Here is a 24272-nt window from a genome sequence, read left to right on the forward strand (position 1 = left end):
AAACTTTAATTGCTTTGGCTGCACGACATGAAACCTCCGCTTATCGCTTGTGTAGTATTTAGCGACTACCCTATAAAAACAATGGCTTACCAACGTTTTCTCAGTGGCTTGGGTGAGAAATTTGTTCATTCATTTCGCAGCATCGATCTGGATTTCACAGAACTTTCACGCGCCAAGCTCGTGATTTGTGACATGAACATCATGGAAGACTTTGAAGAAGGCGCATTGAGCAAGCTGGAGAAAAACTTTCCCGCTGCCAATATTCTGTTTCTTGAAGAAGACCACAGCGACATGCGTGTGAAATTTTCAAATCACAGGGACATTTGCCGCTTGGGCAAACTGGCTGAAATCAACGTGATCCACTCAACCTTGAAAGAACTGCTTTTGCAAGTCAGCCGAAAACCGAAGAAAAACCAGCGTCCTCGAAAAGAACGGATCGAGCAACCATAAAAAAGCCACCCGAAGGTGGCTTTTTTTATGACACTGTTGTGACAGCCTGACAACTTAGACTGTCAATTCAGCCTTGTTTGCAATGTCCACAAACTCCTGAATTTGGTCGAAGTTCATGTAGCGGTAAACTTCCGCGGACACATTGCCCAGCATTTTTACCTGCTCCATGTACTCTTCCACTGTCGGGATCTTGCCCATCAGCGCGCACACTGCAGACAATTCCGCTGAGGCCAAATAGACACGGGTGTCTATGCCCAAGCGGTTCGGGAAGTTACGCGTTGATGTGGACACACCCGTGGAACCCTTACGGATTTGTGCCTGGTTACCCATGCACAAGGAACAGCCTGGCAATTCCATGCGTGCGCCAGTGCGGCCCAAAATACCGTAGTAACCTTCCTCGGTCAAAATGTGCTGATCCATTTTGGTGGGTGGTGCAATCCACAAGCGGGTTGGAATATCGCTTTTACCTTCCAGCACTTTGCCAGCTGCACGGAAATGGCCGATGTTGGTCATGCAAGAACCGATGAACACTTCGTCGATCTTGTCGCCAGCTACTTCGCTCAGGAATTTGGCATCATCGGGATCGTTCGGGCAGCAAAGAATCGGCTCTTTGATGTCAGCCAGGTCGATTTCAATCACGGCTGCGTATTCTGCATCGGCGTCGGCCTTCAGCAGTTCAGGCTTGGCAATCCATTCTTCCATGGCTTTGATTCGGCGGGTCAGCGTGCGCACGTCTTGGTAACCCTGCGCAATCATCCACTTCATCAAAGTGATGTTGGAAGTCATGTATTCAATGATGGGTTCTTTGTCCAGATGAATTGTGCAACCTGCGGCTGAACGCTCAGCCGAGGCGTCAGACAATTCAAAGGCCTGCTCCACTTTCAGTTTGGGCAAGCCTTCAATTTCCAGAATGCGGCCGGAGAAAATATTCTTCTTGCCTTTCTTTTCAACGGTCAGCAAACCTGCCTTGATGGCGTACAACGGAATGGCATGCACCAGGTCGCGCAGCGTTACACCCGGTTGCATTTCGCCTTTGAAGCGCACCAACACGGATTCAGGCATGTCCAAAGGCATCACGCCCGTGGCCGCGGCAAACGCAACCAAACCTGAACCTGCGGGGAATGAAATACCGATTGGGAAACGAGTGTGTGAATCGCCGCCAGTACCCACAGTGTCAGGCATCAACAAACGGTTCAACCAGCTGTGAATAATGCCGTCGCCAGGACGCAAGGCCACGCCACCGCGGTTTTCGATGAAGTCGGGCAGCTCGTGGTGCATTTTTACATCCACGGGCTTGGGGTATGCCGCTGTGTGGCAGAAGGACTGCATCACCAAATCAGCAGAGAAGCCCAAACAGGCCAGGTCTTTCAATTCATCACGGGTCATGGGGCCAGTGGTGTCTTGCGAACCGACCGTGGTCATGTGAGGCTCACAGTAAATGCCGGGGCGAACACCCTGACCTGCGGGCAAGCCACAGGCCTTACCCACCATTTTTTGCGCCAAAGTGAAGCCTTTGGTGGAATCAACCTGAGCGGATGGACGACGGAACACAGGGCTTGGACCTTGGCCCAAAGCAGCACGTGCGCGGTCTGTTAAGCCACGGCCGATGATCAAGGGAATACGGCCACCAGCACGTACTTCGTCGAACAACACATCGGTTTTCAGGCTGAACTCAGCAACCACTGCACCGTTTTTCAGGGCTTTGCCTTCGAATGGGCGCAATTCGATTTCATCGCCCATGTCCATTTGGCTTACATCAAGTTCGATAGGCAATGCGCCTGCATCTTCCATCGTATTGAAGAAGATCGGGGCAATTTTGTTACCCAGGCAATATCCGCCAAAACGCTTGTTGGGGATGAAAGGAATGTCCTCACCAGTGAACCACAACACGCTGTTGGTGGCTGACTTGCGTGAGGAACCGGTACCCACCACGTCGCCCACGTAGGCGATCGGGTTGCCTTTGGCGATCAAGGCTTGCAATTGCTTGATGGGGCCAACCTTGCCGGGCTCGTCTGCTTCAATGCCGGGGCGTGGGTTTTTCAACATGGCCAAGGCATGCAAAGGAATGTCAGGGCGGCTCCAGGCGTCGGGCGCGGGCGACAAATCGTCGGTGTTGGTTTCACCGGTTACCTTGAACACGGTCAGCTTGATGCTTTGTGGTACTTCGGGGCGGCTTGTGAACCATTCTGCGTCGGCCCAGCTTTGCATCACTTTCTTGGCGGTTGCACTGCCCTTGTCGGCCAGGTCTTTCACGTCGTGGAAGTAATCGAACATCAACAGGGTTTTAGACAAGGCGTCAGCAGCAATATCGCCCACTTCTGCGTCGTTCAAGGCATCAATCAGTGGCTTGATGTTGAAACCACCCAGCATGGTGCCAAGCAGGAAAGTCGCTTTCTTGCGGTCAATCAGCTTGCAGGTGTCTGAGCCGTTTACGATTGCGGCCAGGAAGGCAGATTTTACTTTGGCTGCATCATCTACACCGGCAGGTACACGGTTGGTGATCAGGTCCAGCAAAAATTCTTCTTCGCCAGCGGGTGGGTTCTTCAGCAGCTGAACCAGATCAGCGGTTTGCTGGGCAGACAAAGGCAGTGGAGGAATGCCCAACGCTGCGCGCTCGGCAACGTGTTGGCGATAGGACTCAAGCATGAGATCTCCCTAGATTGGGTGGGGTCAATAGAAACTGTGTAATTTTGAGGCAGTTCGCACGCGCACACAAGTGTTGCGATGCAAAAGTGGCGGGGTTTCGATGCCTCTCAAGTCTTATATATGATATAGGACTTTCCCTTGTATTTGAAGGGGGTCTGGCTGATTCCCCCTGCTTTTAGAGCCTATTGTCGCTTTGCACGCTGATATTTCGCAGGACTTAAGCCAGTGACCCATTTAAAGGCATGGGTAAAAGCACTTTGGTCGTTGTAAGCGAGAAAATTGGCAATGTCAGCCAGGCTTAGCTCACCCGCCTGAAGGCAATTCTTTGCCATTTCAACCCGCACTTTCTCCAGTTCCTCGCGAAAACTGCTGTTTTGCTCTTGCAAGCGTCGTTGCAGGGTGCGCGTGCTGACACACAAACGGCGTGCCACTTCATTCAAGGTGGGCACGCCCGCGGTTACCGACTCCTGCAAGGCTTTTTGCAAACCAGCAATCGACTCCTCACCTGCCTTCACTTGCTTTAACAACAACCTGGCTTGTTGATCCAACATGCTGCGCATGACCTGGTCTGGCGATTTCAACGGCATTTCAAGCAAACTGGCAGGCCACACCACTTCGGTGTAATCGCCGTCAAATCCAACCTGGCATTGAAAAAAGGCGTCGAAATCAGCTGGATTCACAGGCTTGGCATTAATAAACTGAACGCGGTGTGGGTACACGGGTGTGGCAATTAAATGCTGGGTGAAGGCAACCAACACCCCAATGGCCACTGAATCAACCCAATGCCCGGGGCGCCCACGCTCGGCCCCCCAACGTAAAATAATTTGATCACTTTGCAGCGCCACTTCAAGCGCGTTCACGCTGTACACCAAATTCTCGAATTGTTGCAACCGGGCAAACGCTTCGCCCAAGTTGGAACAACAACTGGCGACATAACCCAACAGCCCCATATTGGCCGGCCGCACGTGGGCTGCAATTTTTAAAGGCATGGCGGGGTCTTGAAGGACTTGGTAGGTCCAGTCCAGCATGGACTTCCATTGCGGCACTTCGATTCGGTTCAACTCACCGGCCACTGGCCGTGTAAAAGGCATGCGCGCAGCCACCTCGGGGTGAGTATGGGCCAACCAGTCAAAAAGCAGGTTCACATAACTGGCAGAAACGTGACCAAGATTAGAATGAAGAGTCATTATTTGACAACAAGTATTGTCAGAAGAGTTTTACCTGTTCTATGCTAGCGCGTATTCATCATATCGACTTCCCGAAAAAGACACCCGCCATGAAAAAACACGCTTCCGCGATCAAACGCTTAACAGCCCTTTTTGCAATCACTGCCACGGTCAGCCTGACTGCTTGCAGTTTCGAGCAACCCGAAGGTGAAATTCAGGGCGCTGCCGGCATGGCGATTGCCGCCGAGCGTGCCATTTCGGGACTTGAGCGCAAAGTGCTTCAAATCGATGGCTTTGTGGTGCCCTATTTGCAGGGCGGTCAAGGCGAACCCTTGGTGCTGATTCACGGCTTTGGTGGCTCGAAAGACAACTTCAATCGAGTGGCCTATTACCTGACCAATCAATACACCGTTTACTCCATCGATGTACCGGGCTTTGGCGCCTCCACACGCGACATGAACGCCGACTATGTGATCAACACCCAAATCGACCGGGTCCATGAAATTATTGAGAAACTTGGTCTCCAAAAACCCCACATTGGCGGCAATTCCATGGGTGGCTGGATCAGCGGTGCTTATGCGGCCAAGTACCCAGACAATGTGGCCTCTGTCTGGTTCTTGGCCCCCGCTGGTTTGGTAGAGTCCAGAAAATCGGAAGTCATCCAGAAATTTGAGCAAACTGGTGAAATTGTTTTGACGGCGAGCAACCGGGAAGAATTTGAAAAAATTGTGGATGTAGTCATGTACGAGCGCCCTGCCTTTGCACCAGGATTTGTAGTCGACGCCATGGCAGCACGCGCTGCTGCCGACCAACCTTTGCACAAACGCATTTACAAAGACTTCAAAACCGTTCCCTCTGACCTGGCCACTGCGTTAAATGCATCGACTTACAAAGGTCCAGGCCTGATCGTGTGGGGCAAGGAAGATCGTGTTTTGCATGTGGACGGCGCCGCAGAATTGAAAACTGCAATGCCCGGCTTTGATGTGATTTTGATGGACAAGGTTGGGCATGTTCCGATGATGGAGCAGCCTGAGCAAGTGGCGGCAGATTATGTGAAGTGGCGCGAATCGATTGCGCGGTAATGCACGCTGAGGGCTTACTGCGCTTTGTTGCGATTACCCAGCCGATTCAGGCGGGCTTCCCGCTTGAGTCGCAGCGATGTTTGAGACGGGCAAGCTAACTAGATAGCTTGGCGCATTTTCACAAAAATAAGGCTTGATCCCACAATATTTCTTGCCAAAACCCGCGCAAAATTCAAAGCATCAAAAAACCAAAACGCGGAGACACACGCATGGAACAGTTGATCAACCAGGCAATGGCAATGCCCACTTTCAACTTGCTGTTTGGGCCCAACCCGGATTGGAAGCAGGTATTTCTTACCCTGCTCACCCCGCTGTTTCTGGGTGCAACGTTGGTGGAATATCTGTACTTGAAAAAAGTGGGCAAGTCGTTTTTCTTCAAGAAAAAGGAAGTAGTCACCAACATGCTGCTGGGCGGAAGCTACCAGGCCATGGAGCTGGTGTGGTTTGCGCTTTTTGTGTCCGCTTTCATGGAGTGGATTTACACCTTCAGGATCGCAACCATTGAAGTGACCCCGCTGAGTTTTGTTGCCTTGCTGTTCGGCATCGAGTTTTGTTATTACTGGTTTCACCGTGGCAGCCACCGTGTGCGTTGGTTCTGGTGTGCGCACGTGGTCCACCACAGCGGCGAGAACATGACTACCACCACAGCCATGCGGCAAAGCCTGTTTTATGCGGTGAATCTGCATCAAATTTTCTGGGCACCCATGTTGATTATTGGCTTCCCTGTTTGGGCCGTGCTGCTGGCTTATGGTGTGAACCTTGGCTACCAATACTTTGTCCACACCCAGGCTGTGAACAAGCTTCCAAAATGGTTTGAGTATATTTTCAATACGCCAAGCCAGCACCGCGTACACCATGGGCGAAACGATGAATACATCGACAAAAACTATGGCGGAGTATTGATTGTCTGGGATCGAATTTTCGGTACCTTCGAGCCCGAGGTTGCACCAGTGGACTACGGCATTGTCCGTCAACCCCAAACCAACAATATCTGGACACTCAATACCCATGAATGGCGCGACATGTTTTCAGATGCACTCAAGCCAGGCCCCTCGTGGCAGCGTATCAAGCACATTTGGGCACCGCCCGAGTGGGTGCGCCCGGGCTTGAGCGATCAATCCAACCTGCGCGACAAATCAATTTAAGCAATCTTCTCGTACTACAATGGGTGGAACCTTAGAAGGACCACCCATGCGCAGAAAACCACTTAATACAGCCTCCCGATCCAAATTGTCCAAGTACGCCAAACCCTTGGCCAACCTGGCTATTCTGCTCGCGGACGCTGGCAGTCGGCTTGAGCGCCGTTTCTGGAAAAAGAAGCTGTTTGCAGCGCTTGCCCCAATGCTGGAAGGCCGCAGCGACACCACGCTGATGCAAACCCTTGACCACCTTTACAGCACCAATTACCGCGCTTACGACGAGTTGGCATTCGCGATTGAAAACACCGTAGAAAGCCCTGAACTAGGCCAGGAAGAAGACATTTTGTTGTTGGCTGCACCGGTGCTGGCTTGGTCAACCTACAACATTCCCTCAGGCAAAATTGAAGAAGCCACAGTGGCTGAATTCACCAACTTGCTCCAAAAAAACGTGTTGTCAGATCACGCTCACTTGGTGCTCACCAACATGTTGTTCAGCCCTGACCAGTTGCCTGAAAGTTACACTGCGGCCGCTGAACTGGCTCGGCAGCTGGGGCAAGCGGCCATTGACCGCGTGAAGGTACGAATCGACACAGAAAACCTGCCTGCCACCCAAAGTTTTTTGAGCGATGTTCGTTATTTGATTGGCGCGATTTCCGTGCCCGCAGGCCAACCCGCATTCAAGTGGCAAGTAGAGGCGCACAGCAACGGCACCCTTCTGAGCAAAGAAGAGGTACTTGCCAACTGGCGGCTAACGGGCGGCCAGGCCTTGCAAAAAATAATGCCGGGGTGTTTGCTTGAACTGATGCTGCCAAATGGTTTGTACAACGCATGCCGCGAAGCGGAAAAAGAAGCCCGTGCCTATTCCGTGCGCGCATCTGCTGCCTTTCTTGAAAGCGCCCTGGATGTTCCCACCCAGAAAATTCACGCCAGCGTTGGCGCATTTGTAGATCGCGGAGAAATTGAAGAATACCGAATCGGTTTTTCAGTGGAAGGCAACAGCGACATTGTGCATGGCGTGGTGTGGCCACTAATTGGCGAAGAATATGGCAATGAACCCGACCCGGTGTACGAAAAAGACATTGAGAGCGAACCCGACAATCCCGTGATTCGCTCAAAAATTGAAGCCCTTCTGAAAGAAGTGGGTATTCGGCAAATCAAGGTGCTGGAAGAGCGCTTCCCGCTTGAATACTGTGAAGATTGCGGATCGCCTTTGTACCCCAACCCGGAGGGTGAGCTGTTGCATGCCGAACTTCCGGAAGATTCAGAATTACCCAACAGCATGCATTTGCACTGAGTAAGGCAAAAACCGCTCGATTTTGTAATACGGTGCCGAAATTCTTCGGCACCCCAAACGTAAGGGAGAAACAGGTATGTCAACCCTGAAGCATTCAACACTCAGCACCTTCACCTCCAAAACAGGCCAGAAAGGCCAGTTTTATAGCCTTCCCAAACTGGCTGAATCGGGTTATCCCAACCTGCACCGCTTACCGGTATCGATTCGCATTGTGCTTGAATCGGTGCTGCGAAATTGCGATGGCAAAAAGGTGGCTGAAGAACATATTCAGCAACTCGCCAACTGGCAACCACAAGCCAAGCGCACCGATGAAATTCCCTTCATCGTGGCGCGCGTAGTACTTCAAGACTTCACCGGCGTTCCGTTGTTGGCCGACCTCGCAGCCATGCGCAATGTGGCACAAGCCATGGGCCAGAACCCAAAGAAGATCGAACCGCTTGTCCCGGTGGATTTGGTCGTTGACCATTCTGTGATGATTGACCATTTTGGCACTGCTGACTCGCTGCGTAAAAACATGGAAATTGAGTTTGAACGCAATGGCGAACGCTACCAGTTCATGAAATGGGGCATGCAGGCTTTTGACACTTTCAAGGTGGTGCCACCGGGCATTGGCATTGTTCACCAGGTGAACCTGGAATACCTGTTCCGTGGCATTCGCAGTGCAACAAAAGCAGGTGAAGAAAACGACAACACGGTGTACTACCCTGACACCCTGGTAGGTACCGACAGCCACACTACCATGATCAACGGTGTGGGCGTTGTAGGTTGGGGCGTGGGCGGCATTGAAGCTGAAGCTGGCATGCTGGGCCAACCCGTTTACTTTTTAACACCCGACGTGGTGGGCGTGGAACTGACCAACGCGCTGCGGGAAGGCATTACCGCCACAGACCTGGTATTGGCCATTACAGAGCTGCTGCGCAAGAAAAAAGTGGTGGGCAAATTTGTTGAATTTTATGGCCCGGGTGCCGCCAGTTTGTCAGTAACCGACCGCGCGACACTGGCCAATATGGCACCAGAGTACGGCGCCACCATGGGCTTCTTTCCGCCGGATTCAAAAACAGTTGAATTCATGCGAAAGACCGGCCGAACAACAGCTGAAGCAGATCGGTTCGAGGCGTACTTTGAAGCCCAAGGCTTGCTTGGAATGCCTGCACCCGGCGCAATCGATTATTCGGAAGTGGTCACCCTCGACCTCGACACGGTTGAACCATCATTGGCTGGGCCAAAACGTCCACAAGACCGCGTGTTGCTGAAAAACATGAAGCAGCAATTCAACGCACTTTTTTCTGAACCCATGGCTGCGAACGGTTTCGGAAAAGACGCCGCCACATTGAACACACGTTACCCCACCGGGCTGGACAAACTCAGCATTGGGCATGGCGATGTGTTGCTGGCAGCCATCACAAGCTGCACCAATACATCCAACCCCGGCGTAATGCTAGCCGCAGGCTTGTTGGCCAAGAAGGCAGTTGAAAAAGGGTTGAAAGTACAGCCGCACATTAAAACCTCGCTGGGCCCGGGTTCTCGCGTGGTGAGCGATTACCTGGAAAAAACAGGCCTGCAACCTTACCTCGACCAACTTGGATTTAACGTGGCCGCTTATGGCTGCACAACCTGTATTGGCAATGCAGGCGACTTGTTGCCTGAAATCAATGACACCATTTTGAAAAATGATGTCATCGGATGTGCAGTGTTGTCGGGCAACCGCAACTTTGAAGCACGCATTCACCCCAATTTAAAAGCCAACTTTTTGGCTTCACCACCGCTGGTCGTCGCTTACGCATTGAGTGGTAAAGCCAATATGGACATGACAACTGAACCCCTGGGTACAGGTAGCGATGGCCAACCGGTTTACCTGCGCGACATTTGGCCCAGCAATGCCGAAGTGGATGAATTGCTGCCCACTGCGCTGGACGCACCCACATTTGTACGCCTGTACAGCAACTTCACCGAGGGCCACGACCTTTGGAACAACGTACCCGCTCCAGAAGGCCAGGTTTACCCATGGCCACAGTCCACCTACATTGCCAAGCCACCCTTCTTTGATGACTTTTCAATGCAGCCTTCCAAGGTGGAAATCATTTGCGGTGCAAAACCCTTGCTGATTCTTGGCGATTCGGTCACCACAGACCACATTTCACCGGCAGGCTCATTCAAACCCACAACACCCGCTGGAAAATATCTACAGCAGCATGGTGTAGAACAAGCAGATTTCAACAGCTACGGCTCACGGCGTGGCAATCACGATGTGATGATTCGCGGCACCTTTGCGAATGTTCGCGTGAAAAACCTGATGATTCCTCCCGATGCAAATGGCAATCGCATTGAAGGCGGCTTCACCATCAAAGACGGAAAACAGACCACTGTGTACGACGCGGCCATGGAATACATGGCACAAGGCACACCCACCATTGTGCTGGCGGGTGAAGAATACGGCACAGGATCATCCCGTGACTGGGCAGCCAAGGGCACGCAGCTACTGGGTGTAAAAGTGGTTGTGGCCCGTAGCTACGAGCGAATTCACCGCAGTAACCTGGTGGGCATGGGTGTGCTGCCGCTTCAGTTTTTGGGCGGTGATTCCATACAAAGCCTGAAGCTGGACGGCAGTGAAACCTTCGACGTCATTGGTTTGACGGAGGACACTGCTCCGCAAGCCGAACTGGTGTTGAGAATTACACGCGCCAACAGCGAAGTTCAGGATGTGAAAGTGCTCAGCCGCATCGATACACCGATTGAGGTGGAGTATTACAAGCACCAGGGAATTCTGCCGTTTGTGCTGCGGGAGTTGCTGGGGGCAAGTCAGTGAAGTTGAGCGGGTCTCTCGAACTGGCACGGCCCGAAGCAGTTGGCCTTACCCCTTGCTGCTTCTCGCCTGCTTCGCCCCTTGCCTGATCAACAACAAAATCGGCACCAGAGCAATCATCACGATCATGAGCGCAGGCACTGCTGCTTCGGTCAATCGCTCATCCGAGGCAAACTGATAAGAAACAACAGCCAAGGTATCGAAATCAAAAGGCCGCAACACCAAGGTGGCGGGTAACTCCTTGATCACATCCACGATCACCAACAACATGCCGGTGGCCACAGATCCTCTTAACACCGGCAAATGCACATGCCACAACACTTGTCGTGGTGTACGGCCTAGAATTCTGGCCGACTCGTCAATATGCCGTGTAATTTGCTGCAGACCCGAGTCCACGGATTGCAAGGCCGCCGATGTAAAGCGAACGTTGTAGGCATACACCAGGGCCAACACACTGCCTGTCAGGGCGGGCACTTGCCAGCCCATGTCATAAGTGAAGCGATCAACTGTAGCCAGTGGCAACAAAATGGCAATTGCCAAAATTGCGCCAGGCACACCGTAGCCCAGCGAAATCAAACGATAAATTGCGGTAACCCACCACACATGCGTCTGTCGTTTTACGTACGCCAGGAACACTGCCAGAACAACCGCAACAAGAGCCGCCATGCCACCCAGCAGGGCCGAGTGGTAAGCCCACTGAAAACTGCGCGCCCAATTGATCGAGGTGTCTACGTCTACCACCAAAGCCAACAAAATAAACACCGGCAGCACGAATCCCAATACAAAAGGCATGGCCGACAAAAACACCACCCATGCGGCCTGAAAACCTTTCAAGCGTTTTCTTTCAATGGTGCTGCCTTTACCCGATTGCGTGTAAAACTGGGCACGCCCTCGCGCCTTGGATTCAAAAACAATCAAGGCCAGCATGACAACCAGCAACATCACTGCGAGCAAGGCTGCACTTTCCCTGTCACCCAAATTCAGCCAGGTGTTGAATATTGCGGTGGTGAAGGTGCGCACCCCAAAATAAGACAAAGCACCGTACTCCGCCAGGGTCTCCATGAGCACCAACGTAAGCCCCACAACCCATGCAGGGCGAGCCACGGGCAAACCCACCTTGAGGAAAGCACTGGTCGCGCTGTGCCCCAAAGAACGTGCGGCATCCAGCATGGAAGGGCTACGCCCTAAAAATGCGGTTCTCGCCATAATGTAAACATAGGGATACAACACAAAGCTGAGTACAAGAATGGCGCCCGAGGTAGAACGAATTTCTGGAATGCGGAAATCATTGCCCAGAATTTCCCGCAAGCTGCTGGCCAACCAACCAGAATACTGAAGTGCATCGGTGTAAGCGTAGGCAATGACATACGACGGCATGGCCATGGGCAGCAACAACAGCCATTCAAGCCATTTCCGCCCGGGAAATTCGTGTGCTGAAACCCACCAGGCAGGCAACACACCCATGGTACTGGTCAGCACCACCACACCAATACACAGATAAACCGTTTGCCAAACCAGATCGGGAAGAATGGTGCTAGCCAAATGGATTAGAACCTGGGGAGCCTGTACCAAGCTAAAGCCAGCAAGGCCGAACAAATAGACGAACGGCAGCAACAGCAGCAACGCCAGCAGTGCAACAGAAATGCGACTTCTTAACCCCAAAGTAAACAAACAAACCGCCCAGACATGGCAAAATAGAAGTGAGAACGATTTTACTTTAAGTTCATGAGACTCACCTGACCCAAAGGTGAACTGAGTAGCAAACAGACCACGGTACCACCGAAAAAATGAAACAAGCCCCTGCCCTGAGCATCAATGAACTGAGCATTCTGTACCCAGGTAGCAGCACACCTGCTGTTCGCAATGTCAGTTTTGAACTTGCGCAGGGTGAAATTGCCTGTTTGCTAGGTCCATCTGGCTGCGGCAAAACAACCTTGTTGCGCGCAATTGCCGGCTTTCTCATGCCTACACAGGGCAATATTATGCTGAAGGGTGAAAAAGCAAGTGAACCTGGCAAGGTACGCAGTCCGGAGAAGCGGAATGTGGGCGTCGTTTTTCAAGACTATGCCCTGTTCCCCCACCTCACTGTTCGCAAAAACATTGAGTTTGGTTTACACAAACGCAGTGAACATGAAAAGCGCAACCGCAGTGGTGAATTGCTGGCCTTGATTGGGCTTGAAGCGCTGGCGGACCGTTATCCCCATGAATTGTCGGGTGGCCAGCAGCAACGCGTCGCGCTTGCGCGCGCACTGGCTCCCAAACCCACGCTGATTTTGCTCGACGAGCCGTTTTCAAATCTGGATGTTGAACTCAAAGAGAGACTTACTTTTGAAGTTCGGGAAATTTTAAAGGCAGAGAACATGAGTGCCATTTTGGTCACCCATGATCAGCATGAGGCATTCAGTATGGCCGACCGAATCGGGGTAATGCACGCTGGGGAGCTGCAACAATGGGGATCCTCCTACAGCCTTTACCACCAACCAAATTCACGCATGGTGGCCGACTTCATAGGGCAAGGTGTGTTCCTCCCGGGTAAAAAAACCGAGCAAGGCTTGCAAATTGAGTTGGCTCACCTGCGGCTAACTGAAGACCAATTGCCTAAAAGCAATGAATTTGATGTTCTGATTCGCCCTGACGACATTATTCACGACGACGCCAGCCCCATGCAGGCCAAGGTGGTGCGAAAGTCTTTTCGTGGTGCTGATTTCTTGTACACACTTGAACTTGAAAGCGGCGTTCATGTGCTGGCATTGGTGCCAAGCCACCACAATCACGCGATAGGTGAACCAATCGGGATCAAACTGGAACTTGACCACGTCATCACATTCGATCGGGTTTAATTAGAGCCCCACTCTTCAGCGAAAATCAGCCCAGTTCGTTTGAACCAGTTGCACCAGAAGGCAAGCCGCTGTCTGAATCAGGGTTGGAAGCTGTAGAACTGATGGATGAAGTACCGCCAGCAGAGGCAAAAAGCTCGGAAGCTTCCTGAATACTGTTAGGGTTGGAGAAATCCAGCGTTAGCGGGAAGGCCTCAGGAGAGGTAAACAAACCATCCAGTGTTGCCTCGTATGCCAAAGAGTGAAGGTTGCCAGCCAATTCTGGTTGTGCGAACAAACCTGAATCAATTTGCATCGAAGCCAACAATGAATCGGTGTCAAACTCAGCCACCTCATGAACAGCGTTGTTGACTTCACCGGAAAGTTCGCCAAACATATCTTGGCTTAATGCGTTCAAGTCGAGCACTTGGGCCTGGATGTCTGCAATCAGTTGGGTCAACTCAGAGTAGCTGAGCTCACCACCCAAAGCATGCTTCACGCGGGGCATGGCACTCAAAAGCTCTGAGTTCAACGCTTCAAACGAGGCTTGTTCGTTCATGATGTTCAGCATTCCTGCAGTGTCTGCATTGGCAAGCAATGCCGGATCAATGCTGGCAAGGCTTGAAGAACTCTCGAAAACGCTGACGTCACTGACGCAGGCCTGAGAAATGCATCGCAATTCACCAAACCCAAGGGACGGTGCACTCGAAAATTCTTTGGGATCAAGACCGTCGGATGACGAAAAAGCAATTTTTGTTGAACCGGGCGATGGCTCAAAACTGTCAAAAAACTCAATCGTTGCCTTGCTAACAGGATCGCGCAACTCTCCAGCGGAGTAGCTGTGATCGGTCTGCACTGACAACTGAATGACGGAATTTGACATAAACCCAATTTTTTTCGTGACGTACTACCATTTTATACGATAGGCCACTCAAATTGGATTCAAAACACCCCCCTATCAAAAAAGGGGGTGAGTTTTATTTATTTTGGTCCAAAGAACCCAACAAGCCATCCAACGCGCCACCCTCAGAGCCAGCAGTGGAAGAAATCCCGCTGCTAAGTGAATCCAGCAAACCAGAATCGGAGTCGCTTGAGGAGGTACTCAAACCCGACAACAAACCTCCACCTCCAGTAATGGGATCAAGAATTGGGTCCAGCAGCGGATCGGTGATGTCCGTCACAGGATCAAGAATCGGATCCACAATCGGATCCACTACCGGGTCGGTGATGTCGGTAATCACATCTACTATTGGATCTACAATCGGATCGGTGATGTCTGTAATCACATCTACTATTGGATCCACCACCGGATCGGTGATGTCGGTGATCACATCCACGATTGGATCTACGATCGGATCCACTATCGGGTCAGTGATGTCGGTGATCGTGTCGATAATCGGATCCACCACTGGTGCGGTGATATCGGTAATCGTGTCGATCACCCCACTTACCGGGTCGGTTACAGGAGTCAAATCCAGATCGGGCAAGGAGCCCACCAAAGACGCGATGTCATCAAATGTTGAATCCAGATTCAGCAAGCTGTCCAATTGTGGATTGGCACCCACATCAATGGTGCCCAAAAGGTCAGTCAATACCGAAGACACCTCGCCAGCATCTTCAAAAATACTCAAACCCAAATCGCCTGAGGGCAAGCCGGTTTGCGCTGCAAACTGGTTCTGGACATCGCCACTCAAATTGTCAAACACAGGTTCAAAAGTAGTGTTCAACAAATTGATCTGACCCAGCACTGCATCAATGGCAGTTTGCAGACTCTCGGGGCTTGGGTTCTGGCCCAAACCGCCGATCAAGTTGCTCAACGCATCATCCGGGTTAATTCCTCCACCGCCTTCCAGCATTGCCATCAACTGTGCGAATTCAGCAGACACTGGCACCATGGAACCATCGGGATTTGCCACGGGCTTTAACAAGGGTAAATCCGAAATTTTAGATAGATCGGCAGGCTGTACCAAAGCCTTGTTGCCCAAACCCGCCAAAGTTGCAGACTCGCCCACTGCTGTTTTACCAAAAGTGACGGGCGCTGCGCTGGCCACCTGGGCTGCCATGCCCATGGCACTGGATGCACCACTTAAATCGGCTGCCGCCACCGCACCCAAAAGGCCTGCGCCTGAATACGCTGGAGACAATCCTGAGAAACCGCCACCTGACTGGTTGGATGGATGCAACTGGCTTTTTACCGCGCTGCCTGGGAAACCGGAGTTAGCGCTCAAACCTTCAAATTCGGATGTATTCAGGGTTGATTGCAGAAACTGCATATTCAAGGCTGAAGGATCGGCGAGTTGCTGCTCCGCACGCTCCACAGCCAAATCTTCAGCCGTGCTCTTGATGTTTTGAATATCGTCACCCATTTTTGTCATTCCTCTGGGAATCGCCCCGTTCATGCCAGTTTCTCAGGGTTCCTGCCCAGCGAATGGATGAAATAAGGCAGTAAAGTACCCCTGTTTGAACAGTGTGAGCACTTTACTGACAAAAATCAAGACTTTACCGATAAAACCGAGGATCCAGAACCGGTGCCGGTTTCAGGGTGGGGCGCAGCTCTTTTTCAGTTGCACTGCCCTGTACGCGGCTGCGTTCGGAGCTTTTTTCAACCTCAAGACGCTGCGCCGGGGTCAGCACAAACCCAGCTGCTTTTTCAACTTCAGTCTGGCTCACATCCAAACCAAGCTTTTCGGCAATTTTCTGATCTGCCGGGCTGCTGGCAATGTCGGCTGTGTCCTTCAGACTACTCTCCAGGCGCTCGCGTTCAGGAGTTTTCGAGAAAAACAGTTCAAACCAATCGCCCTCAGCACCGGGAGTAGGCATCATCAAGCCCATGGCATGCATCAGGCGGAAACTTGCGTCGCGAGCATCGAAGACTGCGTTGATATAGGCGATTAATACGTTGAAGTACTCAACTTGGGCATCCAACATCACGATCACCGTTTCACGGCCAAAATCACGAAGCCTTTTGCGGTTTTTAAACACCTGCAACGAGTCAGCGTACGCGCCACGTAAAGTCACTGCCCGAGACTGTCCTGCCGACCATTTACCCCATTGAAAACGAACACTCTCCTCAACGCGCAACCTGGCCGCAGCCAACTGAGCACGACGGGTATCAATGGTGGCAGCCGCCTGATTCACGCGTGCCACCTGCTCGCCGCCCGAAAAAGCGCTGTACTGCAAACGCAGGTTCACCGAGCTGTCGGTTCTGTCACCCGTAAACGGGTCGGGTTCACCAAAAAATTGCTGAATACCCACCAGGTTTAAAGATGGGTATAGGCTTGCATCCTCAGCCGTGTAGTTGTGCCGCGCTTTCACAATCTGGCTTTCAGCCACTCGAATTTCAGGATTGGAAAACAGTGCTTTTGTGACCGCCTCATCCACCAGCTGGGGCAGCATATTGCGCTGAATCTCCAGCTCAGGAACGTTGTATCCCTCTGGATAAACGCCAAAGTAACGGAAATAAGTGGCCCTCGCCTCCTCAAATTGCCCCTCAAAATTCACCAAGCGGTCGCGGGTGACCGCCAACCGGGCTTTGGCAAACTGCGCGTCTGTCACGCCACTTCCGCCCAGCTCAACCCGGCGCTCTTCCAGAGCCAGTAACTGAGCCACCGCGGCCTCGGCCGCGCGCGAGGCTTCTACCAACAGCGCATTGCGCGACAAAGTACTACTGGCCAAAAAGCCTTCGAGCACCACGTCTTGAATTGTTTTTACGAATTGCCCGTCGGCAATGGTGCCATCGGTTTCAGCAGCCTTCACGCGCGCGGTAATTCGGCCGGCTGTGTACAACGGTTGGGTCACGGTAATGTCGGTTGATTGCCGGTTGGTTACCGTAGAACTTGAACTGGCATTTGCACCCACAGTAATTCGTGGGTAATACGCAGCACGGGCACCATCTTCAATAAATTGCGACGCATTCACATTGATACGTGAGGTCACAATTTCAGGATTGGTTCGCAACATATTCAAAAAGCGAATCTTGGTGAGCTCTTCCTTGCTCATTTTTGCAGCTTCAGCCGGAGCGATGCGCCTGGCACGAAACTCGTTATTGTCATTACCCACATTCGCAGATGGTTCAACGTTCTCGGGCAAGTCTTGCGCACCTACTGGAAATGCAAGAAGGCCCGCAATCAGCACACACAGTGCTTTGCGAGCCCATACGCCCCCCTGGGTCATGTCCAATTGTTTTGTCATGTGTTGCTTTATGGTTCTCTGAAGGCTTCTTGCTTCAGCTTCAATACAGGTTTTAACAAATAATAAATAAAGGGCTGCGAACCCACATTAATATCCACTTCAGCAGTCATACCCGGCGAAATGCGCAACGGCGCGTCAGGCGTACCAAAAAACGCCTTGTCGGTACTCACAATCAACCGGTAATAAGGCCCGGTTTCTTCTGTGCCTGGGTCGGTGTCGGCTGCAATTTGAGTCACTTTTCCGGGCAAAGTGCCATAACGCAAAAAGTCGTAGGCTGACACTTTCACTTCGGAAGGCTGGTCCATGCTCACATAACCGCGATCTGCGGGTGAAAGCCGGGTTTCAACAACCAACACCTCATCAACAGGTACCACTTCCATGATCGGTTCGCCCTGGCGAACCACGTTACCAACAGCCTGCAACTTCAGGTTCTTCACAACCCCATCAATGGGTGACCGAATCACTGCACGATCTCGCTGATCACTGGCTCGATCAATTTCGTCCTTTAAACTGGCCAGCTGCCGTTCAAGTGTCGTTAATTCATCAGCAGCCCGGCGGCGAAACTTTCCTTCTTCTTCAATGCGGCGCGCACGGCTTTGCCCAACCGAGGCTTGGGCTGATGCTATGGTTTGACGCATCGAGGCAATTTCAGCAGTCAAGCTATCGTAATCACGCTTCTTGGTCAGGTATTCCAACTGCGACACGAGCCTTTCCCGCACCAACTCTCGCGTAATTTCCAGTTCACGCAAGGTTGTTACAGCGCGATTCTCCAAGCCTTCAAGCTTGGCCTGTAACTCACCCACCTTGCCTTGGTTGCCCAGCATTTGGCTGTCGTTTACACCCAAAATACCGTCCAGTTCAGTCACACGCGCAATGTAAGTGGCCTGCTCGGTACGGTACAAATCAGGGTAATTCGCAATAATTTCAGCAGGATAATCGGGTGCCTTGCCCGAAGCTTCACCCAGCAAACGCGCACGGCTCATCTCCAGTGCGGCACGCCGGCTTTTCAATTCTTCAATGTTGATACCCGAGGTGGCCAGGTTCAATTGAACGAGCATGGCCCCTTCCTTCACGACATCACCCTCTTTCACTGCCAACTCTTGAACAATACCGCCTTCCAGGTGCTGAATACTTTTAACTCGCGTCGAAGGGATTACCTTACCGGGTGCAGTTACCACCTGGTCAACGCGGATAAACAAGGAGGCGAACAGAGACAGCGCGATCAAGCCAAGAGCGAACCTGCTTTTGGTATCGAATCCGCCACCGTTCGGTTTGTAAAGGGCGGGGACTTCATAGGGCTTCAAATCATTCTTGCCGACTTCGGCCAATGCATTATTAGACTTCATGATTTCTCGACCTTCGCTCATCAGGCTTGAGCGGCCTTACCGCCCGCATCCGTATTTGCTTGCCCCTCAGTACCGTTGGCTCCCAGCGCCTGCTTCGCAGCCTCGGAGGTCACTTGCGACGCTGCTTTGGGCGCGGCTGGCACAGGCTTCGGCACCGAGATACCGTACAACAGTTTCAGCATCTCCGGTGTGGCACCCACATGCAACTTTGAGGCCTTGTCCAGATAAATAATCTTGTCGCAAATCGACATTAAACGCACAGAATGCGTCACCATGATGATGGTTTTTACAGTGGCAAGGCTCTTGAATACAGCCATCAAATGGGTCTCTGCCGCAAAATCCAGATCGTTTGTTGGTTCATCCAGCAACAACACGGGTGCGTCCGACAAAAACGCCTGAGTAATCGCAACCCTGCGACGCTGGCCTCCCGACAAGCGGTTACCGCCCTCGCCCACTTGAGTCATGTAACCGTCGGGCATTTTCGCAATGAATTCATGCGCGCCCGAGCGCTTGGCAGCCAACAGAATTTGCTCATCGCTGGCATCCGGATTAGACCGGCGCAAATTCTCGACAATCGTGCCTTCAAACAATTGTGAGGTCTGGGGCAAAAAGCCGATCCACTTGGCAAGTTCTTGGCGAGAAAACTGTGACAGATCATACTCATCAAGCAACACACGGCCGCTTTGTGGCTCATAAAGACCACGCAACAGTTTCAGCAAAGTTGACTTGCCCGCACCGTTGTCACCTGCCAAACCGTAGATACCGCGCGGGCCAATTTGCGCCGAAACCGACTTCACGACTTCTTTTTGGGCACCCACGTGCTGATAACTTACGTTTTCAAGTCGCAAGGCGCCCGAAGGCATGGGCAGACTTAAACCGGTGTGTTGCTTCTCTTCATCGGCAGCAAACACCTTGTTCAATCGATCGGTGGCCTCACGGGAATGGGCAATTGACCGCCAGTGACCGGTCAACGCAGCCAATGGGCCAATTGCCTTGGCAGCCAGCATGTTCGAAGCAATCAAACCGCCCACGGTCATCCATTGGTTGATCACCGCATAGGCGCCAACGGCTGTGATTGCCACGTTCACACACAACATGATAGAGACCGACAACTCGCGCTGATCTTCCATTTCGCCGTTCTTCTGGAACGATTCCTGAACCCAAGAGTTGTAGCTTGACACCCAGGCCCGCTTGGCGGAATCGTCTTGAACCAAGCTTTTGATCGCTTCGCGGCCCCGACAAACCTCGGCCAGTACTTCGTCCCGGCGGCGGGCACGAGAAAATTCTTCTACACGGCGCTTTCGGAACTCTCCCGAGCTATACCATGACAAAGCCGCCAAACACACCAAACCAATCAACACCACCGGCAATACAGGCAAAGCAATCGTGGCGATCAATCCGATGGCCAGAATGGCAAACGGCAAGTCAAGAATGGTCATGGCAACAGCGCCACTCCAAACCACGCGCACGGTGTCTACGTCTTTAAACAGGGAATACCAAGCGGCAGTTGAACGCGCTTCGAGCTGTCGCAACGGAATCGACAGAATTTTATTCATCAACTTACTGGCGATTTGTCCGTCAATTTTCACAGCGGCTACGCGCAGAACGCGAGCCCGGAAAGATCGCAAAATCAAATCGGCTGCAAGCAAAATACCCATGCCGATCAACAAAGCAGTCAGCGTGTTCAAGCCTGAACGATAAATGACGCGGTCATACACCTGCAACGAAAACACGGCAGGAAACAAAGCCACCAAGTTCACAAAAATAGACAGCAAAGCTGCGCGCTTTAACAGGGGTAAGGCGCTGCGAATGACACCCTCAACTGTTTTAGAACTGGATGCATCTGCTGCACCGCCACTATCGGCAGCGGTTTCCCCAGACTTTTCTGGTTTTAAACCGAAGTTCCAGAGTGCTTCGAGTCTTTCTTTGAACAAATATTTAACCGACATTGCGAGTCCCTTGGTTACACAGCGCCTGCCGAACCAGCCATGCGCAGCTGTTGCGCCTTGAGTCGTTCAAGCAATACAAGGTACGAAGCGATCAAACGAACCACAGCAGGGCGCATGCCTGCCAACTGTTCACGAGTCAATTTGGCCAGCGGGTTTTCCAATCGGGGTTTGGCGTCGGGCTGCGCGTCAATCGCTCGACACACTCGCTCAAATACATTGCTCAAGGCTGCATCCACCTCCGCTTCACTCATGGCGCTATACAATACTTGCGGCTTGGCATCAATCAAACTAAGTCGCTCTTGCCAGCTCAGCACCGACCTGGCCAACACCGGGTCCAGTCTCAACTGGCCTTCAAATGCGACGCGCTCTGCTCCACGCATCACACCCAGTACGTAGTCGGCAGCCAACCAGTTTTTGTCGTCATCAGTCATGCGGCCCCCTTATGCCATGTATCCGGATTGCTCGGCATCCTGGCGTCGCGAATTGCTCGCGGCCATAGAGGCCAAACCTTCGGATTGAAATTCGTCGTATACGGTTTTCAATTCAATCAAACCCCTGCGAACCCAAGTTTTAACAGTTCCCAATGGCACATCCAGATGCTCAGATATTTCTGCATGGCTCATGCCATGGGTGTAAGCCAATGTGAGAACCTGACGGTATTTTCCATCAAGGCGCTGCACGCAGGCTTGCATCACCCGACTGGTTTCCTTGTCATCACTGCTGGTTGAGTGGGCCTCGAACACCAATTCATTGGGTTCATCGTCCTGGTCAGAAAACTGATCCAGGGAAATCGAATTCACGGTATGGCTTTGCTGGGCGATCAAATCAAGCGCCCTGTTTCTCACCACTTGGTGCAACCAGGTTTCAGGCGCGGAAAGCTTGTTGTTGAAGGTATGGGCGTATCGCCAAAGGCGTATGTAGGCGTCCTGAAGCACGTCTTGGGCCAGACCGGGTTCCCGAACTATGCGCAACGCGACCGCAAACATCTTTCGAGACGTGAGCTGATATAACTCCTCAAACGCCTTTCGATCGCGATTTGCAATTCGTTCAATTAAAGAAGCAAGCTCTTCTCTCAACCTGGCTGTCCCCGAGATGAAGTCATCTGTGTGTGTTTGATACGTCCTGATACTGTCAATTTACAGTCGAGCTGGACTTTGGTTTCGTCAAAAAGGCCAAGTTTTACTGCTCAAACCACTGAATAGGGCCACCCAACCAAGGGGGATGTAACTCTTAAGTATCCCCTAGCTAAGGGATACTAGCAAAAGTTCCGATTCCAGAACAGTACTTGTACTGTCTATTTGCTTACATAGTCAGTCGAAATGCAATCCCCCCAAAAGTAATTAACCCGCTTGAAATTACCTACACAACCATTGAATCCAAAATTTATCGCCTGAAGTACAAATCGAATAAGGATTACACCGAACTACTTAATCGCGGGGCAAACAATGACCTTAATACCGAGCTGGCCAAGCCAGCCACACATGGGTGGGACTATGAAGAATGAAAAGGGCTTGGCAGGTCGACCATTAACGCCCCGCGAAACGGGCATTCAAAGCACGCCCCCGGGCAGAACAATCAGCCTTCAGCCCATGTTCGTCACCAACCGGACAACCCTTGAGGAAATAGACAATCACCTGGCCAGCGCAGAGACCCGAATCGTGGTGATCACCATTGAAAAGGGCAACAGGCACGGAGAAGTGGTGGTTCAACACATAGGCGCTAGTTATTCCGATGTTCGAGTAGTGCTGGTGTGCGAAGGTAGCGCCCAAGACATTCTGGCTATGGCGTTCAAACCGGGCGTATGGGCCTGCGTGGGTCGTCAGTCGTCGGTGGAAACGCTTCGCGAGGCTATCGATACGGTTGCTGCGGGCGCGCGATATGTGGCCCCTGAACTGGTGAATAACAAATCAACCTCTTCCTACGGTTCTCCTGAGCAGCAAAACCTGGGCAATCAGATTAATCCGCTCGCCGACCAAGACGAAGGTGCGCAATTGACACGTCGCGAACGTCAGGTGCTCACCTTGATCGCTCAAGGCCGCCCCCGCCGCGAAATCGCTGAATTGTTGAAGGTTTCACCACGCACCATCGACGCCTATCGCGCAAGGTTGCTGCAAAAGCTTAACCTGGACTCAAGTGTTCAACTGGTGAAGTATGCAATTTCTGCAGGCATGGCCAGCTAAAAGTTAGTGCAGCAAACCGAAACAACGGCCGATTAAAACCCCGCAGCATTGCGGGGTTTTTTGTTTGTGCGGCTAAAATAGCGGTTTAGTGCAACTCACCCTCCATCAAACATGAATAAAAAAGCTCTAGTGCTGTTTTCCGGCGGGCAAGACAGCACAGTTTGTCTGGCTTGGGCACTTTCCAAATTCGAGCACGTCGAAACAATTGGTTTTGACTACGGGCAACGTCATCGCATCGAACTCGAATGCAGACTGACCGTACTGGACCGGGTGCGCGAACAATTTCCAGAATGGGCATACAAGCTTGGCGAAGACCGAGTGATTGACCTCAGCTGGCTGGGGCAAATATCTGATTGTGCGCTGACCGAAGAGCGCGAAATCGAGTTGAATGAAAACGGCTTGCCGAACACATTTGTGCCGGGCCGCAATCTGGTTTTCTTTTTGATTTCATCGGCGGTGGCTTACCGCAGGGGTCTATCGACGCTAGTGGGTGGCATGTGCCAAACCGATTTTTCAGGTTACCCCGATTGTCGGGAAGACACGCTGAAAGCACTGCAAGTGGCCACCAACCTGGGTATGGCCAGCACCTTTCGTTTTGAAACCCCACTCATGTGGATCGACAAAATGGAAACGTTTCAGCTGGGCGAGCAACTGGGCGGCAAAAAATTACTCGAAATTATTGTTCGCGACACTCACACCTGCTACACCGGCGACCGCAGCCACGAACACGACTGGGGTTTTGGATGTGGTGAATGCCCAGCCTGCGATTTGCGCAAACGTGGCTGGAAAAACTACATTTCGCAACAGAATCAATAGCTTGAAACAGAAAAGGGCAACACCGCCGAAAGCCGCAACAGGCTTGGGTTTGCACAACTTTTAAGCAAGCTGAAAATAAATGAAATTATTTTGCAAAAACGTTTGACACAAAAATTTTTCTTGCTATAATTTCGTTCTCTCAACGACGTCAAGTTGTTGAAATGCGGGAATAGCTCAGTTGGTAGAGCGATACCTTGCCAAGGTATAGGTCGCGAGTTCGAGTCTCGTTTCCCGCTCCAAATTCCTAAGGGGAAGTGATACACTTCCCCTTTTCTTTGCCCGCCATATTTTGGTGGAACACCCTTGGCGGGGTGGCAGAGTGGTCATGCAGCGGACTGCAACTCCGTGTACGCCGGTTCGATTCCGACCCCCGCCTCCAAGTTTTCAAGCCATC

The 24272-nt window shown here is 51.9% G+C and carries 18 protein-coding genes and 2 tRNA genes; 10 read left to right on the top strand and 10 right to left on the bottom strand.

The window, feature by feature from the left end:
• Nucleotides 1-27 precede the first annotated feature (27 nt).
• A complete protein-coding gene (locus LMED105_RS04360; protein ID WP_156799538.1) occupies nucleotides 28-450 on the top strand; it encodes a hypothetical protein in 423 nt (140 codons plus the stop codon).
• Between the two features lie 54 nt (nucleotides 451-504).
• Here the strand turns inward: LMED105_RS04360 and acnB are convergent, their stop codons facing one another.
• Both acnB and LMED105_RS04370 read right to left on the bottom strand, forming a co-directional pair.
• Complete coding sequence (gene acnB, locus LMED105_RS04365) at nucleotides 505-3096, bottom strand: bifunctional aconitate hydratase 2/2-methylisocitrate dehydratase (protein WP_008248539.1); 2592 nt, start codon at nucleotides 3094-3096, stop codon at nucleotides 505-507.
• 182 nt (nucleotides 3097-3278) lie between these two features.
• On the bottom strand, nucleotides 3279-4283 hold the full coding sequence (locus tag LMED105_RS04370) for an AraC family transcriptional regulator (protein WP_083797091.1): 1005 nt from the start codon (nucleotides 4281-4283) through the stop codon (nucleotides 3279-3281).
• Between the two features lie 89 nt (nucleotides 4284-4372).
• Between LMED105_RS04370 and LMED105_RS04375 the strand changes: the two genes are divergently transcribed.
• The 4 genes from LMED105_RS04375 (at nucleotide 4373) to acnA (ending at nucleotide 10583) form a co-directional block, all read left to right on the top strand.
• A complete protein-coding gene (locus tag LMED105_RS04375; protein ID WP_008248543.1) occupies nucleotides 4373-5344 on the top strand; it encodes an alpha/beta fold hydrolase in 972 nt (323 codons plus the stop codon).
• A 209-nt stretch (nucleotides 5345-5553) separates the two neighbouring features.
• Nucleotides 5554-6489, top strand: coding sequence for a sterol desaturase family protein (locus LMED105_RS04380; RefSeq protein WP_008248545.1), 936 nt, complete (start codon nucleotides 5554-5556; stop codon nucleotides 6487-6489).
• A 46-nt stretch (nucleotides 6490-6535) separates the two neighbouring features.
• Nucleotides 6536-7777: a DUF2863 family protein gene (locus tag LMED105_RS04385; protein WP_040512374.1), complete on the top strand. Its 1242-nt coding sequence runs from the start codon at nucleotides 6536-6538 to the stop codon at nucleotides 7775-7777.
• 76 nt (nucleotides 7778-7853) lie between these two features.
• Nucleotides 7854-10583 (top strand): aconitate hydratase AcnA, encoded by a 2730-nt coding sequence (gene acnA, locus LMED105_RS04390; protein ID WP_008248549.1) that lies wholly within the window; start codon nucleotides 7854-7856, stop codon nucleotides 10581-10583.
• A gap of 45 nt (nucleotides 10584-10628) precedes the next feature.
• Here acnA and LMED105_RS04395 read toward each other — a convergent pair whose 3' ends face one another.
• Nucleotides 10629-12251, bottom strand: coding sequence for an iron ABC transporter permease (locus LMED105_RS04395; protein ID WP_008248551.1), 1623 nt, complete (start codon nucleotides 12249-12251; stop codon nucleotides 10629-10631).
• A gap of 116 nt (nucleotides 12252-12367) precedes the next feature.
• Here LMED105_RS04395 and LMED105_RS04400 point away from each other — a divergent pair, with 116 nt between their 5' ends.
• Nucleotides 12368-13420, top strand: coding sequence for an ABC transporter ATP-binding protein (locus LMED105_RS04400; RefSeq protein ID WP_008248553.1), 1053 nt, complete (start codon nucleotides 12368-12370; stop codon nucleotides 13418-13420).
• 25 nt (nucleotides 13421-13445) lie between these two features.
• Here LMED105_RS04400 and LMED105_RS04405 read toward each other — a convergent pair whose 3' ends face one another.
• From LMED105_RS04405 to LMED105_RS04435, 7 genes are all read right to left on the bottom strand, one after another.
• Nucleotides 13446-14279 (bottom strand): hypothetical protein, encoded by an 834-nt coding sequence (locus LMED105_RS04405; RefSeq protein ID WP_008248556.1) that lies wholly within the window; start codon nucleotides 14277-14279, stop codon nucleotides 13446-13448.
• Nucleotides 14280-14373: 94 nt separating this feature from the next.
• Nucleotides 14374-15762, bottom strand: a complete 1389-nt coding sequence (locus LMED105_RS16130; protein ID WP_156799539.1) for a hypothetical protein — start codon at nucleotides 15760-15762, stop codon at nucleotides 14374-14376.
• A 133-nt stretch (nucleotides 15763-15895) separates the two neighbouring features.
• On the bottom strand, nucleotides 15896-17587 hold the full coding sequence (locus LMED105_RS04415; RefSeq protein WP_008248568.1) for a TolC family protein: 1692 nt from the start codon (nucleotides 17585-17587) through the stop codon (nucleotides 15896-15898).
• Between the two features lie 8 nt (nucleotides 17588-17595).
• Nucleotides 17596-18933 carry an HlyD family type I secretion periplasmic adaptor subunit gene (locus LMED105_RS04420; protein WP_198006791.1) on the bottom strand — a complete coding sequence of 446 codons (1338 nt, stop codon included), beginning with the start codon at nucleotides 18931-18933 and terminating at the stop codon, nucleotides 17596-17598.
• Between the two features lie 20 nt (nucleotides 18934-18953).
• Nucleotides 18954-20882 carry a peptidase domain-containing ABC transporter gene (locus LMED105_RS04425; protein WP_008248572.1) on the bottom strand — a complete coding sequence of 643 codons (1929 nt, stop codon included), beginning with the start codon at nucleotides 20880-20882 and terminating at the stop codon, nucleotides 18954-18956.
• Between the two features lie 14 nt (nucleotides 20883-20896).
• Entirely contained in the window at nucleotides 20897-21313 is a 417-nt protein-coding gene (locus LMED105_RS04430) for a hypothetical protein (RefSeq protein ID WP_008248574.1), read from the bottom strand.
• 9 nt (nucleotides 21314-21322) lie between these two features.
• Complete coding sequence (locus LMED105_RS04435) at nucleotides 21323-21958, bottom strand: RNA polymerase sigma factor (RefSeq protein ID WP_255348726.1); 636 nt, start codon at nucleotides 21956-21958, stop codon at nucleotides 21323-21325.
• 417 nt (nucleotides 21959-22375) lie between these two features.
• On the opposite strand from LMED105_RS04435, the gene LMED105_RS16135 reads away from it, so the two are divergent.
• The 4 genes from LMED105_RS16135 to LMED105_RS04455 all read left to right on the top strand — a co-directional run bounded on the left by LMED105_RS16135 (nucleotide 22376) and on the right by LMED105_RS04455 (nucleotide 24257).
• Complete coding sequence (locus LMED105_RS16135) at nucleotides 22376-23062, top strand: response regulator transcription factor (protein WP_008248578.1); 687 nt, start codon at nucleotides 22376-22378, stop codon at nucleotides 23060-23062.
• 111 nt (nucleotides 23063-23173) lie between these two features.
• Nucleotides 23174-23878 (top strand): 7-cyano-7-deazaguanine synthase QueC, encoded by a 705-nt coding sequence (gene queC, locus LMED105_RS04445; protein ID WP_008248579.1) that lies wholly within the window; start codon nucleotides 23174-23176, stop codon nucleotides 23876-23878.
• Nucleotides 23879-24041: 163 nt separating this feature from the next.
• Nucleotides 24042-24117: transfer RNA gene (locus tag LMED105_RS04450), tRNA-Gly, on the top strand.
• A gap of 66 nt (nucleotides 24118-24183) precedes the next feature.
• Nucleotides 24184-24257, top strand: a tRNA-Cys gene (locus LMED105_RS04455).
• Nucleotides 24258-24272: the final 15 nt, after the last annotated feature.

Origin of the sequence: Limnobacter sp. MED105 (genome assembly GCF_000170915.1) — a bacterium.
Lineage (GTDB): Bacteria > Pseudomonadota > Gammaproteobacteria > Burkholderiales > Burkholderiaceae_B > Limnobacter.

Excerpts from the sequence above, each read along its gene's own strand:
- LMED105_RS04360 (WP_156799538.1), top strand. The coding sequence starts at position 28 with ATGAAACCTCCGCTTATCGCTTGTGTAGTATTTAGCGACTACCCTATA.
- acnB (WP_008248539.1), bottom strand. The coding sequence starts at position 3,096 with ATGCTTGAGTCCTATCGCCAACACGTTGCCGAGCGCGCAGCGTTGGGC.
- LMED105_RS04370 (WP_083797091.1), bottom strand. The coding sequence starts at position 4,283 with ATGACTCTTCATTCTAATCTTGGTCACGTTTCTGCCAGTTATGTGAAC.
- LMED105_RS04375 (WP_008248543.1), top strand. The coding sequence starts at position 4,373 with ATGAAAAAACACGCTTCCGCGATCAAACGCTTAACAGCCCTTTTTGCA.
- LMED105_RS04380 (WP_008248545.1), top strand. The coding sequence starts at position 5,554 with ATGGAACAGTTGATCAACCAGGCAATGGCAATGCCCACTTTCAACTTG.
- LMED105_RS04385 (WP_040512374.1), top strand. The coding sequence starts at position 6,536 with ATGCGCAGAAAACCACTTAATACAGCCTCCCGATCCAAATTGTCCAAG.
- acnA (WP_008248549.1), top strand. The coding sequence starts at position 7,854 with ATGTCAACCCTGAAGCATTCAACACTCAGCACCTTCACCTCCAAAACA.
- LMED105_RS04400 (WP_008248553.1), top strand. The coding sequence starts at position 12,368 with ATGAAACAAGCCCCTGCCCTGAGCATCAATGAACTGAGCATTCTGTAC.
- LMED105_RS04405 (WP_008248556.1), bottom strand. The coding sequence starts at position 14,279 with ATGTCAAATTCCGTCATTCAGTTGTCAGTGCAGACCGATCACAGCTAC.
- LMED105_RS16130 (WP_156799539.1), bottom strand. The coding sequence starts at position 15,762 with ATGGGTGACGATATTCAAAACATCAAGAGCACGGCTGAAGATTTGGCT.
- LMED105_RS04415 (WP_008248568.1), bottom strand. The coding sequence starts at position 17,587 with ATGACAAAACAATTGGACATGACCCAGGGGGGCGTATGGGCTCGCAAA.
- LMED105_RS04420 (WP_198006791.1), bottom strand. The coding sequence starts at position 18,933 with ATGAAGTCTAATAATGCATTGGCCGAAGTCGGCAAGAATGATTTGAAG.
- LMED105_RS04425 (WP_008248572.1), bottom strand. The coding sequence starts at position 20,882 with ATGTCGGTTAAATATTTGTTCAAAGAAAGACTCGAAGCACTCTGGAAC.
- LMED105_RS04430 (WP_008248574.1), bottom strand. The coding sequence starts at position 21,313 with ATGACTGATGACGACAAAAACTGGTTGGCTGCCGACTACGTACTGGGT.
- LMED105_RS16135 (WP_008248578.1), top strand. The coding sequence starts at position 22,376 with ATGAAGAATGAAAAGGGCTTGGCAGGTCGACCATTAACGCCCCGCGAA.
- queC (WP_008248579.1), top strand. The coding sequence starts at position 23,174 with ATGAATAAAAAAGCTCTAGTGCTGTTTTCCGGCGGGCAAGACAGCACA.